Annotated in this window: 15 protein-coding genes; 3 read left to right on the top strand and 12 right to left on the bottom strand. The window is 66.5% G+C overall.

Annotation, left to right across the window (positions count from 1 at the left end; genetic code table 11):
- Nucleotides 1-36 precede the first annotated feature (36 nt).
- The 4 genes from AC5WJ1_RS01225 to AC5WJ1_RS01210 are packed head-to-tail and all read right to left on the bottom strand — an operon-like array spanning nt 37 to nt 5,007.
- Nucleotides 37-1,113, bottom strand: coding sequence for a branched-chain amino acid ABC transporter permease (locus AC5WJ1_RS01225; RefSeq protein ID WP_133093562.1), 1,077 nt, complete (start codon nt 1,111-1,113; stop codon nt 37-39).
- A 24-nt stretch (nt 1,114-1,137) separates the two neighbouring features.
- On the bottom strand, nt 1,138-2,052 hold the full coding sequence (locus AC5WJ1_RS01220) for a branched-chain amino acid ABC transporter permease (protein WP_133093561.1): 915 nt from the start codon (nt 2,050-2,052) through the stop codon (nt 1,138-1,140).
- Nucleotides 2,053-2,065: 13 nt separating this feature from the next.
- Complete coding sequence (locus AC5WJ1_RS01215; protein ID WP_494476322.1) at nt 2,066-3,025, bottom strand: ABC transporter ATP-binding protein; 960 nt, start codon at nt 3,023-3,025, stop codon at nt 2,066-2,068.
- A 23-nt stretch (nt 3,026-3,048) separates the two neighbouring features.
- Nucleotides 3,049-5,007: an AMP-dependent synthetase/ligase gene (locus AC5WJ1_RS01210; RefSeq protein WP_135704296.1), complete on the bottom strand. Its 1,959-nt coding sequence runs from the start codon at nt 5,005-5,007 to the stop codon at nt 3,049-3,051.
- A gap of 279 nt (nt 5,008-5,286) precedes the next feature.
- On the opposite strand from AC5WJ1_RS01210, the gene AC5WJ1_RS01205 reads away from it, so the two are divergent.
- On the top strand, nt 5,287-5,955 hold the full coding sequence (locus AC5WJ1_RS01205) for a Crp/Fnr family transcriptional regulator (RefSeq protein WP_133093558.1): 669 nt from the start codon (nt 5,287-5,289) through the stop codon (nt 5,953-5,955).
- A 2-nt stretch (nt 5,956-5,957) separates the two neighbouring features.
- Nucleotides 5,958-6,380, top strand: coding sequence for a DUF3293 domain-containing protein (locus tag AC5WJ1_RS01200; RefSeq protein ID WP_135704294.1), 423 nt, complete (start codon nt 5,958-5,960; stop codon nt 6,378-6,380).
- Nucleotides 6,381-6,407: 27 nt separating this feature from the next.
- On the opposite strand, the gene AC5WJ1_RS01195 is transcribed toward AC5WJ1_RS01200, so the two are convergent.
- From AC5WJ1_RS01195 to AC5WJ1_RS01175, 5 genes are all read right to left on the bottom strand, one after another.
- Nucleotides 6,408-6,743, bottom strand: coding sequence for a hypothetical protein (locus AC5WJ1_RS01195; RefSeq protein ID WP_135704292.1), 336 nt, complete (start codon nt 6,741-6,743; stop codon nt 6,408-6,410).
- A 219-nt stretch (nt 6,744-6,962) separates the two neighbouring features.
- The gene (locus AC5WJ1_RS01190) at nt 6,963-7,847 is read right to left on the bottom strand and encodes a 3-hydroxybutyryl-CoA dehydrogenase (protein ID WP_240745974.1); all 885 of its coding nucleotides are present in this window, start codon (nt 7,845-7,847) and stop codon (nt 6,963-6,965) included.
- A gap of 11 nt (nt 7,848-7,858) precedes the next feature.
- Nucleotides 7,859-8,296 (bottom strand): HIT family protein, encoded by a 438-nt coding sequence (locus AC5WJ1_RS01185; protein WP_434034031.1) that lies wholly within the window; start codon nt 8,294-8,296, stop codon nt 7,859-7,861.
- Nucleotides 8,297-8,450: 154 nt separating this feature from the next.
- Complete coding sequence (icmF, locus tag AC5WJ1_RS01180) at nt 8,451-11,741, bottom strand: fused isobutyryl-CoA mutase/GTPase IcmF (RefSeq protein ID WP_434033218.1); 3,291 nt, start codon at nt 11,739-11,741, stop codon at nt 8,451-8,453.
- 267 nt (nt 11,742-12,008) lie between these two features.
- The gene (locus AC5WJ1_RS01175) at nt 12,009-12,356 is read right to left on the bottom strand and encodes a DUF2917 domain-containing protein (RefSeq protein ID WP_133093552.1); all 348 of its coding nucleotides are present in this window, start codon (nt 12,354-12,356) and stop codon (nt 12,009-12,011) included.
- A gap of 174 nt (nt 12,357-12,530) precedes the next feature.
- Here AC5WJ1_RS01175 and AC5WJ1_RS01170 point away from each other — a divergent pair, with 174 nt between their 5' ends.
- Nucleotides 12,531-13,940, top strand: coding sequence for an aminotransferase-like domain-containing protein (locus AC5WJ1_RS01170; protein WP_494476321.1), 1,410 nt, complete (start codon nt 12,531-12,533; stop codon nt 13,938-13,940).
- Between the two features lie 3 nt (nt 13,941-13,943).
- Here AC5WJ1_RS01170 and bcaP read toward each other — a convergent pair whose 3' ends face one another.
- The 3 genes from bcaP to AC5WJ1_RS01155 form a co-directional block, all read right to left on the bottom strand.
- Nucleotides 13,944-15,341, bottom strand: coding sequence for a branched-chain amino acid transporter BcaP (gene bcaP, locus AC5WJ1_RS01165; protein ID WP_494476320.1), 1,398 nt, complete (start codon nt 15,339-15,341; stop codon nt 13,944-13,946).
- Between the two features lie 203 nt (nt 15,342-15,544).
- Nucleotides 15,545-15,745, bottom strand: coding sequence for a hypothetical protein (locus AC5WJ1_RS01160; protein WP_133093549.1), 201 nt, complete (start codon nt 15,743-15,745; stop codon nt 15,545-15,547).
- Between the two features lie 9 nt (nt 15,746-15,754).
- The gene (locus AC5WJ1_RS01155) at nt 15,755-16,990 is read right to left on the bottom strand and encodes an MFS transporter (protein WP_135704281.1); all 1,236 of its coding nucleotides are present in this window, start codon (nt 16,988-16,990) and stop codon (nt 15,755-15,757) included.
- Between the last annotated feature and the right edge of the window lie 154 nt (nt 16,991-17,144).

The raw sequence follows: 17,144 nt of genomic DNA, 5'->3' as shown, positions 1-17,144 counted from the left end.
TCAGGACCTGCGTTCAGACAATAAGACCCCGCTCCGTCAGTGCGGGAACGGCCACAGCCTCAGCTTCTCCTTGGCGATCTGCCACAGCCGGGCCAGCCCGTGCGGCTCCACGATCAGGAAGAAGATGATCAGCCCGCCGAATACCATCAGCTGGATGTGCGACACGGTGGCGTTGGTAAAGGGAAGGTGCAGCAGCGACGCCAGCGGCGGCAGCACGTTGTCCAGGAAGATCGGCAGCAGCAGGATGAACGCCGCGCCCAGGAACGAGCCCAGGATGCTGCCCACGCCGCCGATGATGATCATGAACAGCACGCGGAACGACAGGTCCAGCGAGAAGCCGTCCGGCTCGACCGAGCCCAGGTAGCAGAACGCATACAGCGCGCCGGCCACGCCGCAGTAGAACGAGCTGACCGCGAACGCCATCAGCTTGGTGCGCATCAGCGGGATGCCGATCACCTCCGCCGCCACGTCCATGTCGCGCACCGACATCCAGGCGCGGCCCGTCGCCGAGCGCACCAGGTTCTTGGCCACCAGCGCCAGCACGGTGACGATGGCCAGCACGAACAGGTACTTCTTCACCGGCGTATCGATGGCGATGCCGAATAGGTCCAGCCGCTGCGCCGTAATCACGCCCGACGAGCTGTTGTTGGAGAACCAGGGGAACTTGGTCAGCGCCCACACCACGAAGAACTGCGCCGCCAGCGTCGCCACCGCCAGGTAGAACCCCTTGATGCGCAGCGACGGCAGGCCGAACGCCACGCCCACCAGCGCCGCCGACAGCCCGGCCAGCAGGAACGACAGCAGCACCGGAATGCCTTCGATGCGCAACTGGAAGTTGTAGGCCGCGTAGGCCCCCACCGCCATGAAGGCCGCGGTGCCGAGCGACAGCTGCCCGGCATAGCCGGTCAGGATATTGAGCCCCAGCGCCGCCAGCGAAAAGATCAGGAACGGGATCAGGATGGCCGAGAACCAGTATTCCGATCCAACGAACGGGATCGCCACGAAGGCCACGGCCATCAGCACGGCAAAGCCGATGCGGTCCTGGCGGATCGGGAAGATCTGGCTGTCGGCAACGTAGCTGGTCTTGAACTGGCCGGCTTCACGATAAAACATGGCAAGTCTCCTGTGCGAAGTCGGTCAGACGCGGTCGATATGCTTCTCGCCGAACAGCCCTTCGGGCCGCACCAGCAGGAACAACAAGGCAAAGACATACGGGAACCACCCTTCGATGCCGCCGAAATTGCCGCCGAACACCGACTGGAACACCGGCGGGATGTAGATCTCGGCCAGCTTCTCCGACGCGCCGATGATCAGCCCGCCGACGATGGCACCGGGCACCGAGGTGAAGCCACCCAGGATCAGCACCGGCAGCGCCTTCAGCGCGGTCAGCGTCAGCGCGAACTGCACGCCATTGCGCGAGCCCCACAGCATGCCCGCCACCAGCGCGACGAAGCCGGCCACGCCCCACACGATCGCCCAGATGTTCTGCAGCGGGATGCCCAGCGACAGCGCGGCCTGGTGGTCGTCCGCCACCGCGCGCAGCGCGCGGCCGACCTTGGTGTACTGGAAGAACAGCGCCAGCGATCCCACCAGCAGGCCGGCAATGGCGGCTGCCGCGAGGTCGAACTTGGAGATGACGATGTTGAAAGTGGTCAGGATCGATTCGATCGGCTCGTCGACGATGCCCAGGTTGATCGGGCGCACTTCATTGCCGAACAGGAGCGGCCCCAGCCCTTCCAGGAAGAACGACAGCCCGATGGTCGCCATGAACAGCGTGATCGGCGGCTGGTTGACCAGCTTGCGCAGCACGAAGCGCTCGGTGCTCATGCCGACCAGGATCATCACGACAAAGGCGCCGATTACCGCCGCCCACATCGGCATGCCCTTGTCCATCAGCCCCACCACCGCCAGCGCGGCAAAGTAGACCATCGCGCCCTGCGCGAAGTTGAACACGCCCGAGGCCTTGTAGATCAGCACGAAGCCGAGCGCCACCAGCGAGTACATCAGGCCGGACAGCAGGCCGCCAAGCAGGATTTCAAAGAAGAACGTCATGGTGGAAAACCCCTCAGTGCGATGTGCCCAGGTACGCCTTGATCACGTCCGGATTGCCCTTGACCTCCTCGGGCGTGCCGTCGCCGATCTTCTTGCCGTAGTCGAGCACCACCACGCGGTCGGAGATATCCATTACCACGCCCATGTCGTGCTCGATCAGCACGATGGTGGTGCCGAACTGCCGGTTCACATCGAGGATGAAGCGGCACATGTCCTGCTTCTCTTCCACGTTCATGCCGGCCATCGGTTCGTCGAGCAGCAGCATCGACGGCTCGGCGGCCAGCGCGCGCGCCAGCTCCACGCGCTTCTGCAGGCCATACGGCAGGCGTCCCACCGGGGTCTTGCGGATCGACTGGATCTCCAGGAAGTCGATCACCTCCTCCACCTTCTGGCGGTGGCGCATCTCTTCATTGCGTGCCGGCCCCCACCACAGCGCATGCGCGAACAGCCCGGTGCGGAACTGCGTGTTGCGCCCGGTCATGATGTTGTCCAGCACCGTCATGCCCTTGAACAGCGCGATGTTCTGGAACGTGCGCGCGATGCCCTGCCGCGCGGCGGCGGTCGGGTGCATCTGCTTGCGCTCCTCGCCGCGGAACACGATGCGCCCCTGCTGCGGGTGGTACACACCGTTGATCACGTTCAGCATCGAACTCTTGCCGGCGCCGTTGGGCCCGATGATGGCGCGGATCTCGTGCTCGCAGACGTCGAACGAGATATCGGTCAACGCCTTCACGCCGCCGAACGACAGCGAGATATGCTGCAGGTCCAGGATCACCTCGCCGCCGGTGCGGGCGTGCTCGCCGGTGCGCTGCGCGTGCTGCGTGCCGGGTTGCGCGCCGCTGTCGTCCGCCAGTCCCGCCGGGGACAGCGGGCCCGCGGGCGCCATCGCGCCGCTGCCGCCGGCCGCACTTGCGTCGGTACGTGCGGTGCCGGTCCATTCCGGCTTGCCGCCTTGCCAGGCCACTTGCGTCATGTTGATGCCTCCGCCCTATGCTCTTATGCCGCGCGCGCCGCCGTGGGCAGCCGCTTCGCATCGACCAGCTTCAGCGTGGCCGACACGCTGCCCTCGCGCCCGTCTTCGAACTTGACGCGCGTCTCGATGAACTGCTCGGACTTGCCCGCATAGAGCGCATCCACCAGCACGCCGTATTTCTCGGCGATGTAGCCGCGGCGCACCTTGCGCGTGCGCGTCAGCTCGTCGTCGTCGGGGTCCAGTTCCTTGTGCAGGATCAGGAAGCGCGCGACCTGCGAGCCGGCCAGCATGGGATCGTTGGCAAGGTCGGCATTCACCTGGTTCACGCATTCGCCGATCATCTCGATCACGTCCGGCTGCGCGGCCAGGTCGACATAGCCCGCATACGGCAGGTGGCGGCGCTCGGCCCAGTTGCCCACTGCCTCGAAATCGATGTTGATGAAGGCGCAGACCTGGTCGCGGCCATTGCCGAAGGCCACGGCTTCCTTGATGTACGGGAAGAACTTGAGCTTGTTCTCGATGTACTTGGGCGCGAACATCGCGCCGTCGGCCAGCTTGCCCACGTCCTTGGCGCGGTCGATGATCTTCAGGTGGCCGTCGGCGTCGATCACGCCGGCATCGCCGGTCATGAAGTAGCCCTCGTCGTTGATGGCCTCGCGCGTGGCGTCGTCGCGCTTGTAGTAGGACTTGAGCAGGCCCACGCCGCGCACCAGCACCTCGCCGTTATCGGCGATGCGGATCTCCATGCCCGGCGCGGCCGGTCCCACGGAATCGAACTTGACCTGCCCGTCGGGCTGCAGGCAGACGTAGGCGCAGGTTTCGGTCTGGCCGTAGAACTGCTTCAGGTTCACGCCGATGGAGCGGTAGAAGCGGAACAGGTCCGGCCCGATGGCCTCGCCGGCGGTATAGCCCACACGGATGCGGCTCATGCCGAGCACGTTGCGCAGCGGACCGTAGACCAGCGCTTCGCCCAGCGCATAGCGCGCGCGCTCCATGACGGACACCGGGCGCCCGTCGAGGATATCGGCGCCGCAGCGGCGCGCCACGTCCATGGCCCAGTGGAACAGCTTGCGCTTGATCCAGCCCGCATCTTCCATGCGGATCATCACCTGCGTCAGCAGGCCTTCATAGATGCGCGGCGGTGCGAAGTAATAGGTCGGGCCGATCTCGCGCAGGTCGGTCATCACGGTCTCGCGCGATTCCGGGCAATTTACCGTGAAGCCCGCCACCATCGCCTGCGCGTAGGAGAACAGGTTGTCGCCCACCCACGCCATCGGCAGGTACGACAGCACGTCGTCCTTCGCGGTTAGGCCGTCGAACGCGCAGCCGTTGCGCGCCGAGCCGATCAGGCCCGCGTGCGAGTGGCACACGCCCTTGGGCTTGCCGGTGGTGCCGGAGGTGTAGAGGATGATCGCGGTGTCGTCAGGCTGGCCCGCGGCAATCGCTTCGTCATAGAAGCCCGGATGCGCCTGGTCGTATTCGCGGCCCAGCTCCTGCAGCCGCTCGTACGACATCAGCGAGGGATGCTCGTAGTCGCGCAGGCCGCGCGGGTCTTCGTAAATGACATGGCGCACGGTGCGGCCGGACTCGGCCAGCTGCGCCTCGACCTCCAGCAGCTTGTCGACCTGCTCCTGGTCCTCGACGATGGCGAAATCGATCTCCGCATCGTTGAGCACGTACACCATCTCATTGGCGATGGCGTCCTGGTACAGCGGCACCGGCACGCCGCCCAGCGCCTGCGCCGCGGTCATCGCCCAGTACAGGCGGGGGCGGTTGTCGCCCACCACCGCCAGGTTCATGCCGCGCCTGAATCCGAGCGCGGCCAGACCACATGCCAGCGCCCTCACCTGCTGTGCCGCCTGGGCCCAGCTGTATGTCTGCCAGATGCCGAGATCCTTCTCGCGATAGGCCGGATGCTCCGGCCGCTGCTGGGCGTGTGCCAGCAGCCATCGCGGGAAGGTCGTCGCCGACGATTCCTGCATCGCTGTCTCCTGTCCCTCCGGCGTGGGGGTCCACGCCCGGTGTCAAGCGCCGGTCCGGTCGTTATACTTGGCTTGCTTTGCCCGGCGGCATCTGCCGCATCGCATCAAGCCCGTCTGTGCCTGGTCTGGAGGGGCCGGGGGAAGCGCCTTCTGCCTTCCCGGCGTGCCCTCTCTGGCACCCGCGGTTCCGTTGTGATCGTACGATAGCCCATGCCAACCACCCGGGTTGTCACGCCGGTGACAATTCCGGGTTAATCCCTACCGGAGCTTCTGCAGGCCATGCTGAACGATTTTGTCGACCGCTGCGTGTGGGCAGCAGACCTGAGCCCCGAGCAGCGCGAACGCGTGCGCCGCGCGATGTGCGTGCATGAATACAGCCAGGGCGATTACGTCTGCCACAAGGGCGACAGGGCCGAGCACTGGATGGGCGTGCTGGAGGGCATCGTCAAGATCACCACGGTCTCGCCCTCGGGCAAGTCGGTGACCTTTACCGGCGTGCCCACCGGCGGCTGGTTCGGCGAAGGCGCGGTGCTCAAGTCGGAGATCCGCAAGTACGACGTGATGGCGCTGCGCCGCTCGACCATCGCCTTCCTGCCGCTCGAGACTTTTCAGTGGCTGCTGGACACCAGCCTGCCGTTCACGCGTTTCCTGTTGACGCAGCTCAACGAGCGCCTGGGCCAGTTCATCGCCGCGGTGGAATACGAACGCTCGCTCGATATCGATTCACGCGTGGCGCGCGCGGTGTCGTCGCTGTTCAACGAGCACCTGTACCCTGGCATCGGCAAGACGCTGGAAATCTCGCAGGAAGAGATCGGCCTGCTCGCCGGCATCTCGCGCCAGCGCGCCAACCAGGCGCTCAAGGTGCTGGAGCAACAGAAGCTGGTGCGGGTGGACTACGGCGTGATCGAAGTGCTGGACCTGGACGGGTTGCGGCAGTACGGGGAGTAGCAGTGGCCACGGTCATCGACGCGGCCACGCTGCAGGCCTATCGCGAAACGCACTATCGCGTGCTGGGCGGCACGCCGATGACCTTGCGGGTAGACCAGGCCAGTGCGCCGCTGGCAACGCTGCACCAGGCGCTTGGCGTAGCGTGCAGCGGCTTCATTACGGCGGCCAACCCCTTCAGCCAGCGTTGCGACGACAACGCCAACGCGGCGCGCCAGCAGGCGCTGGCGCAGGACTTGGCGCAAATGGGATTGCGTGCGATCGAGGCCGCCGGCGAGCATCCCGCCAACGGCTGGCCGGCCGAGCCCAGCTTCCTGGTGCCGGGCCTGTCGCTTGAGGGGGCGCGCTCGCTGGGCGGGAAATACGGGCAGAACGCGGTGGTGTGGAGCGGCGCCGACGCGGTGCCGCGGCTGGTGCTGCTGCGCTGAGCGGCGGCACCTCACCCCCGCGGGCGCTCAGTGGCGATGGCCGTGGTGGCCATGACCGTGGCCGTGGCCGTGGCCGTGGCCGTGCCCATGGCGGTGGCCATGACCGTGGCGATGATGGCGGTGCCCATGCCACTCATGTCGCCCATACCAGCGGCGCCCGTCCCAGTAGCGGTCGCCATGCCAGCCGTGATAGCGCGGCGCATAGACCACCGGCGGCGGCGGCGCCACGTAGACCGGCGCAGGAGCAACATAGACCGGCGCGCCGATCTGCACGCCGACATCGACATGGGCCATGGCGGAACGGGCGGCAAGCAGCGACATCGCGCCCGCCAGCAGGGCGGCAACAAGAACCGGAGGCAGCATTGGATGTTTTGTCGTAATTGGAATGGGTGCACTGTACCCGGCATTCCTGTTACTGGATGCGGCGGAGTGTTTCCATTTATAACGAGGTGTAAGCGGGATTTGGCCAAGAGGTGGCCGATCCGGGCATGACAAGGGGCCGCACGCGGCGGCCCCACGGTGGTACGGCCAGCGTCACGCCAATACGGCGCAACGCGTCAGGTGCAGTAAATGCCGCCTGAATTACTTGCTGTAGACGTAGACACCGCGGCCGGTCTTGCGGCCCAGGTAGCCGGCGGCCACCATCTCGCGCATCAGCATCGCCGGACGGTACTTCGGATCGGCGAATTCGGTGTACAGCACTTCCATCACGGCCAGCATGGTGTCCAGGCCGATCATGTCGGCCAGCGCCAGCGGGCCGATCGGGTGGTTGCAGCCCAGCTTCATGCCTTCGTCGATCTCTTCGGGCGAGGCCAGGCCTTCGCCCAGCACGCAGAAGGCTTCATTGATCATCGGGCACAGGATGCGGTTGACGACGAAGCCCGGGCTGTTCTTGACCGTGATCGGGTACTTGCCCAGTTCCTTCGCCAGCGCTTCCACGGCGGCGTGGGTGGCGTCGCTGGTCTGCAGGCCGCGGATCAGTTCGACCAGCGCCATCACCGGCACCGGGTTGAAGAAGTGCATGCCGATAAAGCGGTCGGCGCGCGAGGTCACCGCGGCCAGCTTGGTGATCGAGATCGACGAGGTGTTGGACGCGATGATCACGTTCTCGCCGACGATGCCGTCGATCTGCCTGAGGATCTTGACCTTCAGGTCGTAGTTCTCGGTGGCGGCCTCGATCACGATGTCGGTGGCCTTGAGGTCGTCATATGACGTGCTGCCCTGGATGCGCGCCAGCGCGTCGGCCTTTTGCGCCTCGGTCAGCTTTTCCTTCTTGATCAGCCGGTCCAGGCTGCCCGCCACGGTGGCCACGCCCTTCTGCACGGCGGCGTCGCTGATGTCGACCATCACCACCTTCAGGCCGACCACTGCGCAGGCCTGGGCGATGCCATTGCCCATGGTGCCGGCACCGACGATACCTACTGTCCTGATTGCCATCTTCTCTTCCTCTGTTTGCTGGTTGCTTATCGATGTTTGCGTCAGTCGGCCTGCCTGGCCAGCGCGGCGATGATGCGCTCGGCATGCGCCTTGAGCACTTCCGGCTCCTGCATGTCGCGCGCATGGCCGCGCAGCGCCTGGTCGTTGTAGCGCGGCACGATATGGAAATGGATATGCGGCACGGTCTGGCCCGCCGCTGCGCCGTTGAACTGGCCGATCGAGATGCCGTCGGGGCTGAAGGCCGCGCGCACCGCGCGCGCCACGCGCTGCGTGGCCACGATGGCCGCCTGCGCGGCCTGCTCGGACAGGTCGAAGAGATTGACCGCCGCCTCCTTGGGCACCACCAGCGTATGGCCGTCGGCCTGCGGCATGATGTCCATGAAAGCGATGGTGTTGTCGTCCTCGTACACCTTGATGCATGGCATCTCGCCGCGCAGGATCTTGGCAAAGATATTGTTCGGGTTGTACTGGCTGTCCATGGTCTCGTATTGCGGTTGTCTCGGGATGGTTGCCGCCGGCGCCATGTTGCGGTTAGCTGCGGCGCAGCATTCGAGTGTAACGCAGGGCGGCCCTGCACTGCGGCCGCCCTGCGCGATTACCGGTCACTGAGCCGGGTACTACGTGAATCCGGGTCTACATATTGCGCCGGTATTGCCCGCCGACCTCAAACAGCGCGTGCGTGATCTGCCCCAGCGAGCAGACCCGCACCGCGTCCATCAGCACCGCAAACACGTTCTGGTTGTCGATCACCGCCTGGCGCAGCCGCTGCAGCATCGCCGGCGCCTCGCCGGCATGGCTCTGCTGGAACGCGTGCAGGCGGTCCAGCTGGCTCTGCTTCTCGGCCTCGCTGGAGCGCGCCAGCTCCAGCTTCTGCGGGACCGGGTCGCCATCCGGATTGCGGAAGGTATTCACGCCGATGAGCGGCAGCGTGCCGTCGTGCTTAAGCTGCTCGTAGTAGAGCGATTCTTCCTGGATCTTGCCGCGCTGGTAGCCGGTCTCCATCGCGCCCAGCACGCCGCCGCGCTCGGCGATGCGCTCGAATTCCTGCAGCACCGCTTCTTCCACCAGGTCGGTCAGTTCCTCGATCAGGAAGCTGCCCTGGTTGGGGTTCTCGCACTTGGCCACGCCCCACTCGCGATTGATGATCAGCTGGATCGCCAGCGCGCGGCGCACCGATTCGCCGGTCGGCGTGGTGATGGCCTCGTCGTAGGCGTTGGTGTGCAGCGAATTGCAGTTGTCGTAGATCGCGATCAGCGCCTGCAGCGTGGTGCGGATATCGTTGAAATCGATCTCCTGCGCGTGCAGCGAGCGGCCCGAGGTCTGGATGTGGTACTTGAGCTTCTGGCTGCGTTCGTTGGCGCCGTACTTGTCGCGCATGGTCACCGCCCAGATGCGGCGCGCGACGCGCCCCAGCACGCTGTATTCCGGGTCCATGCCGTTGGAGAAGAAGAACGACAGGTTGGGCGCGAAGTCGTCGATGTGCATGCCGCGCGCCAGGTAGGCTTCCACGTAGGTGAAGCCGTTGGCGAGCGTGAAGGCGAGCTGCGAGATCGGGTTCGCGCCGGCCTCGGCGATGTGGTAGCCGGAGATCGACACCGAGTAGAAGTTGCGCACCTGGTGGTGCACGAAGTACTCCTGGATATCGCCCATCACCTTGAGCGAGAACTCGGTGGAGAAGATGCAGGTGTTCTGGCCCTGGTCTTCCTTGAGGATGTCGGCCTGCACCGTGCCGCGCACGTTCTGCAGCACCCAGGCGCGGATCTTGGCCTCTTCGTCGGCGGTCGGCTCGCGCTGGTTGTCGGCGCGGAACTTGTCGAGCTGCTGGTCGATGGCGGTGTTCATGAACATCGCCAGGATGGTCGGCGCGGGGCCGTTGATGGTCATCGACACCGACGTCGACGGACTGGTCAGGTCGAAGCCGTCGTACAGCACCTTCAGGTCGTCGAGCGTGGCGATCGACACGCCCGAGTTGCCGACCTTGCCGTAGATGTCCGGGCGCACGTGCGGGTCTTCGCCGTACAGCGTGACCGAGTCGAACGCGGTCGACAGGCGCTTGGCCTCCATGCCCTCGGACACCAGCTTGAAGCGACGGTTGGTGCGGAAGGCATCGCCCTCGCCGGCGAACATGCGCGTCGGGTCTTCGTTCTCGCGCTTGAAGGCGAACACGCCGGCGGTGTAAGGGAAGCTGCCGGGCACGTTCTCGCGCATCAGCCACTTCAGCACCTCGCCTTCGTCCTCGAAGCGCGGCAGCACCACCTTACGCACCTTGGTGCCTGACAGCGTCGTCGTGACCAGGCCGGTGCGGATTTCCCTGTCGCGGATCTTCACCACGTATTCGTCGCCGCTGTAGGCCTCGCGCATCTGCGGCCACATCGCCAGCAGCTTGCGCTCGACCTGGCCTAGCGCGCTGTCGCGTTGGGCGGCGAGTGCATCGAGTGCAGCGCCATCGCCCTGCGCGGCCTGCAGCATGCGGCTGGATTCGCGCAACTGCTGGCGCTCGCGCGCGATGCGGCTTTGCTCTGCCACGCGGCGGTGGTAGGCGCGCAAGGTATCTGCCAGCTCGGCGAGATAGCGGCTGCGTGCCGGCGGCACGATCACGTTCTGGCCAGTGGAGATGCGCCCCCACAGCTCGGGCAGGGAACCGGGCCGCAACTTCAGGCCGCGCTCGGCCAGTGCCGCGCGCAATCCCTGGTACAGCATGGTCACGCCATCGTCATTGAAGCGCGATGCCTGCGTGCCGTAGACCGGCATGTCCTCGGCCTTGCCATGCCATTGCTCGCGGTTGCGCTGCACCTGCTTGGCCACGTCGCGCCACGCATCCTGCGCGCCCTTGCGGTCGAACTTGTTGATGGCGACGAAGTCGGCAAAGTCCAGCATGTCGATCTTCTCGAGCTGGCTGGCAGCGCCGAACTCGGGCGTCATCACGTACAGCGACAGGTCCACGTGCGGCACGATCGCGGCGTCGCCCTGCCCGATGCCCGAGGTCTCAACGATCACCAGGTCGAAGCCCGCCACCTTGCATGCGGCGATGACGTCCGGCAATGCCTGCGAGATCTCCGAGCCCGCCTCGCGCGTGGCCAGCGAGCGCATGAAGATGTTCGGATGGTTGATCGCATTCATGCGGATCCGGTCGCCCAGCAGCGCGCCGCCGGACTTGCGGCGCGACGGGTCGATCGAGATCACGGCGATCGACAACGCATCCTGCTGGTCGAGGCGAAAGCGGCGGATCAGTTCGTCGGTCAGCGACGACTTGCCGGCGCCGCCAGTGCCGGTGATACCGAGGACGGGAATCGAAGCCTGCTTCGCCTGCGCGTGCATCGCCTGCACCAGCGCGGCATCGGCCTTGCCGTTTTCCAGCGCGGTAATCAGCTGCGCCAGCGCGCGGCGGTCGCCGCCTGCAACCGGATCGAGCGAAGTGGGCGCGTAGCGCGACAGGTCGATGTCGCAGCGCTGCACCATGTCGGCAATCATGCCGGCCAGGCCCATGCGTTGCCCGTCTTCCGGGCTGTAGATGCGCGCCACGCCGTAGGCCTGCAGTTCGCGGATCTCGTCCGGCACGATCACGCCGCCACCGCCGCCGAAAACCTGCACATGCGCGCCGCCCTTTTCGCGCAGCAGGTCGACCATGTACTGGAAGTACTCGACGTGGCCGCCCTGGTAGCTGGAAATGGCAATGCCCTGCGCGTCTTCCTGCAAGGCCGCCGTGACCACCTCCTCGACCGAGCGGTTGTGGCCCAGGTGGATCACCTCGCAGCCGTGCGACTGCAGGATGCGGCGCATGATGTTGATCGAGGCGTCATGGCCGTCGAACAGCGACGCCGCCGTGACAAAGCGCACCTTGTTGGCCGGACCGCGGCCCTGCTCCGCCGGCTTGGGCTGCGGCGCACCGCGGCGCACATCATGCACATCGGAAAGGTCGGTCATTGTCTCCACCGTCTCTGGGTGTTGGCTGCCACCGCGAGGTCCGCCCGGGGTGCTGGTCTGCGCCGGCTTGGCGGGAAGTGCGCGGGCTGGCCCCGGGGTTGGGGCTGGTCGATTATATGACGTTGACGTAAACGTCAATCAATGAGGCGGAACCCCAACGGCGCGGGCAGCGGTGCTTATAGAGTAGGTGGCCGCGGCGCAGAGCAGGCAAACAAAAGGCCACCTCGCGGTGGCCCTCCCTGGGTACTTCGCCAGCAATGCAAGAGATCACCGGCACAACGCCCATATCCGGGGGCATTCCCCGAACGCATCCGTGCTGTGCTCCTCGACCCGATGGCGCAGCGCGTGCAGCCACGCCGCCATCCGCCGCATCGACCACGGTGCCGGCGTCTGGGCCAGCGTGAAGCGTGCTTCCGGGCCATCGCCCGACAGCCATACGCGATAGCCTTCCGGCAGCGCCAGTTCCTGGCCGGGCTCGAGCCAGATATCGTTGGGATTGCCTTCCACCGTCACCCACAGCTTGCCCGCCGCCGCGCAGACGGTCTGCCCGTAACCGGCGCGCCAGCTCACTGGCTGTCCGGGCTCGTCCAGTTCGAAAGTCCGTAGTTCGCGCATGATGCTCTCCTGATCAGCCTGGCGGAACCGATATCTCCGCCACGCTTCCATTATTCGCATCCCTCACTACAATCCCATGTACAGTTGTGAACAGTTTTCGATGAACTGTTCAGTAGTTTTCCCTGACAGTTGCACTGACAGTTGCATATCCCGGTTTCCCCCGGCTGCCTGCCTATGAAACTCATATTAGATGCTTCCACCGGGATTCCACTGACCGATCAGATCGTCAATGGCGTGAAGTCGTGGATCGGCAACCGCGAGGCCCGGCCGGGGGCAAAACTGCCCTCGATCCGCCAGCTGGCGGCGGAAAACGGCATCAGCCGCTTCCCCGTGATCGAGGCCTATGACCGGCTGGTGTCGCAGGGGCTGCTGGATTCGCGGCAGGGGTCGGGCTTCTACGTGGCGGACAGCCCGCTCGCGGGGCGCTCGGAGCGCGGCTGGTCGGACCCCAGCCTGGCGGAGGATCTTTCCGACCACATCCTGGAGCAGTTCAACCACCCCAGCAGCACGCTGAAGCTGGCCGGCGGCTTCGTGCCCGAGACCTGGCGCGACGTGGAAGGGCTGCAGCAGGCGATCCGCGCGATCTCGCGCACCGAGATCGACAGCGTGATCCACTACGCCACGCCGCTGGGCCATCCCGAACTGCGCAGGCAGGTGCTGCTGCGCGTGCGCCAGCTCGGCATCGCGGCGGAACTGCTGCAGGTGCTGATCACCACCGGTGCCAGCCAGGCGCTGGACCTGGTGGTGCGCCACCTGCTCAAGCCGGGCGATACGGTGTTCGTGGAGGACCCCGGCTACTACAACCTGTTCGGCCTGCTGCGGCTGCATGGCGTGCAGCTGGTGGGCGTGCCGCACACGCCCCACGGCCCGGACCCCGACGCGTGCGAGGCGCTGCTGCGCCAGCACAAGCCCAAGCTGTTCTTCACCAACAGCGTGCTGCAGAACCCCACCGGCTCGACGCTGGCGCCGCCGGTCGCGTTCCGGCTGCTGGAGCTGGCGCGCCGGCACGGCTTCCGCTTTGTCGAGGACGACATCTTCTCGGACTTCCAGACGCACTTCACCGACCGGCTGGCCACGCTGGACCAGCTCGAGCACGTGATCTACATCGGCGGGTTTTCCAAGACGGTGTCGGCGTCGCTGCGGATCGGCTACGTGGTGGCCGACAAGGCGCTGGTCAAGGACCTCGTCGACGTCAAGGTGCTGACCAGCGTCGCCGGCTCGCACTTCGCGGAAGCGGTCACGGCGGCGCTGCTGGAGCGCGGCGGCTATCGCAAATACATCGAGCGGCTGCGCCTGCGCGTGCGCGAGGCGTCGGCCAACGCGGTGCGGCAGCTGACCGGCTGCGGCTGGGAAGTGTTCTGCGAACCGAGCGGCGGCAACTTCCTGTGGGCGCGGCCACCTTTCATCGAGGATTCGCGCGACCTGGTGGCGCTGGGCGAGGAATTCGGCGTGACGCTGGCGCCGGGCAATTATTTCCGGCCCGGCGGCGAGGCATCGGCCTGGATCCGCATCAACGCCGCCTATGCCAACGAGCCGCGCGCGGTGGCCTTCATGAAGGCCGCGGCGGAGCGCCGCCCGCGCTGACGCCTAGCCGCCGTGGTTATGCAGCACGGCGTTGCGCCGCGCGTAGGCGAAGTAGATCACCAGCCCCAGCGCCAGCCACACCAGGAAGGCAATCCAGGTCAGTGCCTGCAGGTGCGCCATCAGGAACAGGCAGAAGCCGACCGACAGCAGCGGCACCACCGGCACGCCCGGGCAGCGGAACGCGCGCGGCAGGTCGGGACGGGTCTTGCGCAGCACCAGCACCGCCACCGAGATCAGCGTAAAGGCCGCCAGCGTGCCGATATTGATCAGCTCGGCCAGCACGTTCAGCGGCACGAAGCCGGCAATCGCGGCAAAGATCAGGCCCACGGTCCAGGTGGCGAAGTAAGGCGTCGCATGCACGGGATGCACCGACGACAGCCGCTCCGGCAACAGCCCGTCGCGCGACATGGCGAAGATCACGCGGGTCTGGCCGTAGGTCATCACCAGGATCACCGTGGTCATGCCCAGGATCGCGCCCAGGTCGACAAAGCCCGCGACCCAGTCTTGCCCCGCGTATTGCAGCGCCAGCGACACCGGGTGGTCGACGCCGGCAAACTTGGCGAACGGCACGATGCCGGTCATGATCGCCGCCACCACGACATACAGCACCGTGCATACGGCCAGCGAGCCGACGATGCCGATCGGCAGGTCGCGGCGCGGGTTGCGCACTTCTTCGGCCGCAGAAGTCACCGCATCGAAGCCGATAAAGGCGAAGAACACCAGCGCCGCCGCATTGAAGATGCCGCTGAAGCCGAACGGCGCAAACGGCTCCCAGTTGGCCGGCTGCACGTGCCAGACGCCGACCGCGATAAACAGCACCACCACGCCGATCTTCACGGCCACCATCAGGTTGTTCACGCGCGTGGATTCGCGCACGCCGTAAGACACGACCCAGGTGATGGCCAGCATGATCAGGCAGGCCGGGAGGTTGATCAGGGTCTCCACGCCCGGCACCGAGCCCGGCGCGGCGGTCAGCGCCGCCGGCAGCTTCAGCCCGAAGCCCGCCATCAGCGACTGGAAATAGCCCGACCAGCCCACCGATACGGCCGAGGTGGCCAGCCCGTATTCCAGCAGCAGGTCCCACCCGATCATCCACGCGACGATCTCGCCGAGCGTGGCATAGCTGTAGGTATAGATCGATCCCGATACCGGGATGGCCGAGGCAAACTCCGCGTAGCACAACGCGGCAAAGCCGCACGCCAGCGCGGCAATGACGAAGGACACGGTCAGCGCCGGCCCCGCGGTCAGCGCGCCGGTGCCGGTCAGCACGAAAATCCCGGTGCCGATGATGGCGCCGATTCCCATCATCACCAGGTCGACCGGACCCAGCACCTTCCTCAAGCCGTCATCGCGCGCGACGGCCAGCATCGCGTCGATGTCCTTGGTGCGGAACAAACTCATTCAGACTCCTGCAGCAGTGGCCGGCGCGCCTGCTTCTGCATTGGCGGCGGCCCGGAAAAAGCGCGCTAGTTTACGCCTGCCGCACTGCGCGGACGTCACTTTCGGCGCCAGCGCCCCAGCGGGCATGACGTCGGAATGATAGAGAACGCGCGATCGCCCGGTGCTGACCGGCCTCAGCCGGCCTGAGCCGGCCTGAGCCGGCATCAGCCGCCGCACCCGGGCGCGGCAAGAATGCCGTCCACGCGAGCCAGCGCGGCGGAGAGCGGGTCCAGCATCAGCATGGCGGTGCCGGCGAGCGCCAGCACCACGAACAGGAGAATCCGGGCCTGCCGCGTGCACGGCATCGTGCAGGCCGCCGCCAGTGGCGCCAGCGTGGCGGACGCCAGCAGAAGTTTCAGCAACATGATGCCGATTCAACGGCTCGGTGCCACAGCCTGCGCCCGGCCAGTCGCCACCACCGGCAACGCCCCCGCCCGGCGCAGCCCGAACCACGAACATGCCGCCGAACACAGCGTGATCCCGACCAGCGCGACGATGGCGTGCCGGTAGCTGCGCGTGGCATCGAACGACCACGCGCCCAGCTGCACCGTCAGGAAGGCGCCCAACTGGTGGCCCAGGAACAGCAGCCCGAATACCTTGCCCTTGATCCGGCTGCCATAGCGCTCGAAGCAGAACATCGAGGTCAGGATCACCGTGCCCAGGTAGCTTGCGCCAAAGCCCATTGCAAAGGGCAGCACGCCAAGGCCCGGCACCAGCAGCAGCACCATCGACAGCGAGCGCAGTGCATAGAACCCCGCCAGCAGGCGATGCTTGTCCCACCGCAACGCCAGCGCGCCGGAGACAATGCCGCTGGCCAGCTCCAGCACGCCCAGCGTGCTCAGCGCGGTGCCCATCGCCAGCCGTGGCACGCCTTGTCCCTGCCAGTGCGCCACCAGGTGCACGTCGATGAAGGCCATGGTCGCTCCACAACCGAAGAAGCCCGCCGCCAGCGCATAGAAGACCGGGTCGCGCCGGACCACCGCCCATGCCGAGACCTCCGCCGCCTGCGGCGCCGGCGCGGCTCGCGGCTCCCGGCGCGAGGCCAGCCACAGCGCGCCAGCCACCGGCAGCGCGAACACCACCCCCGCCGCGCCGAAGGCCGTGGTCCATCCCGCCCGCGGCTGCAGCCAGATCCACAGCGGCGACAGCACGATGAATCCGATCGCGGTACCGTTCGTCACGACCGCATAGGCCAGTCCCTTCCTGCGCTCCTCGAACAGGCGATCGACCAGGATGCCCATCGGCACAAAGGTCATCGCCGCCAGGCCGAACGCGCCCGCCAGCCCGAACGCCAGCACGAAGAATGCGAGCGACTGGTGCCACCACGCCACGCTGCCCAGCGCCAGCCCCGCGGCCAATGCTCCCGTCGCGGCCGTGCGCAGCGGCCCGACCCGATCGCTTAGTGCGCCGACCACCGGCGACATCAGTCCCGTCGCCAGCATGAACACGCTGCCGGACCAGGCGAACTGCGCGCGGCCCTGGCCGAAGTGGGCAGCGAGGTCGACGAAATACACCTGGTACAGGCCCTTCACCGCGGTCGAGACGAACATCGCGGCAAAGCCGATGGCGACCAGCGCGAGGGTGATCGCGGGGATGCGGGTGCGGGTCATGGCGGTTCCTGTGTCGGGCGGGCTTGCCGACATGCTAAGCAACGCCATCCTGCCGCCACGGCAAGGTCGTGGACCAAAAAAGCAAATTTTCAGCCATGGCTGTTGCAGCGCCGCCGGATCGCGCGAGAATGGCGGCATCGGACCGTTCGCCCTT

It is taken from the genome of Cupriavidus sp. MEYA8, from assembly GCF_059278825.1.
This window is presented reverse-complemented; position numbering and strand designations above follow the sequence as displayed.

What these genes read in the sequence shown, in the direction of transcription:
- AC5WJ1_RS01225 (WP_133093562.1), bottom strand. Translation starts at nt 1,113, where the DNA reads ATGTTTTATCGTGAAGCCGGCCAGTTCAAGACCAGCTACGTTGCCGAC.
- AC5WJ1_RS01220 (WP_133093561.1), bottom strand. Translation starts at nt 2,052, where the DNA reads ATGACGTTCTTCTTTGAAATCCTGCTTGGCGGCCTGCTGTCCGGCCTG.
- AC5WJ1_RS01215 (WP_494476322.1), bottom strand. Translation starts at nt 3,025, where the DNA reads ATGACGCAAGTGGCCTGGCAAGGCGGCAAGCCGGAATGGACCGGCACC.
- AC5WJ1_RS01210 (WP_135704296.1), bottom strand. Translation starts at nt 5,007, where the DNA reads ATGCAGGAATCGTCGGCGACGACCTTCCCGCGATGGCTGCTGGCACAC.
- AC5WJ1_RS01205 (WP_133093558.1), top strand. Translation starts at nt 5,287, where the DNA reads ATGCTGAACGATTTTGTCGACCGCTGCGTGTGGGCAGCAGACCTGAGC.
- AC5WJ1_RS01195 (WP_135704292.1), bottom strand. Translation starts at nt 6,743, where the DNA reads ATGCTGCCTCCGGTTCTTGTTGCCGCCCTGCTGGCGGGCGCGATGTCG.
- AC5WJ1_RS01185 (WP_434034031.1), bottom strand. Translation starts at nt 8,296, where the DNA reads ATGGACAGCCAGTACAACCCGAACAATATCTTTGCCAAGATCCTGCGC.
- icmF (WP_434033218.1), bottom strand. Translation starts at nt 11,741, where the DNA reads ATGACCGACCTTTCCGATGTGCATGATGTGCGCCGCGGTGCGCCGCAG.
- AC5WJ1_RS01175 (WP_133093552.1), bottom strand. Translation starts at nt 12,356, where the DNA reads ATGCGCGAACTACGGACTTTCGAACTGGACGAGCCCGGACAGCCAGTG.
- AC5WJ1_RS01170 (WP_494476321.1), top strand. Translation starts at nt 12,531, where the DNA reads ATGAAACTCATATTAGATGCTTCCACCGGGATTCCACTGACCGATCAG.
- bcaP (WP_494476320.1), bottom strand. Translation starts at nt 15,341, where the DNA reads ATGAGTTTGTTCCGCACCAAGGACATCGACGCGATGCTGGCCGTCGCG.
- AC5WJ1_RS01160 (WP_133093549.1), bottom strand. Translation starts at nt 15,745, where the DNA reads ATGTTGCTGAAACTTCTGCTGGCGTCCGCCACGCTGGCGCCACTGGCG.
- AC5WJ1_RS01155 (WP_135704281.1), bottom strand. Translation starts at nt 16,990, where the DNA reads ATGACCCGCACCCGCATCCCCGCGATCACCCTCGCGCTGGTCGCCATC.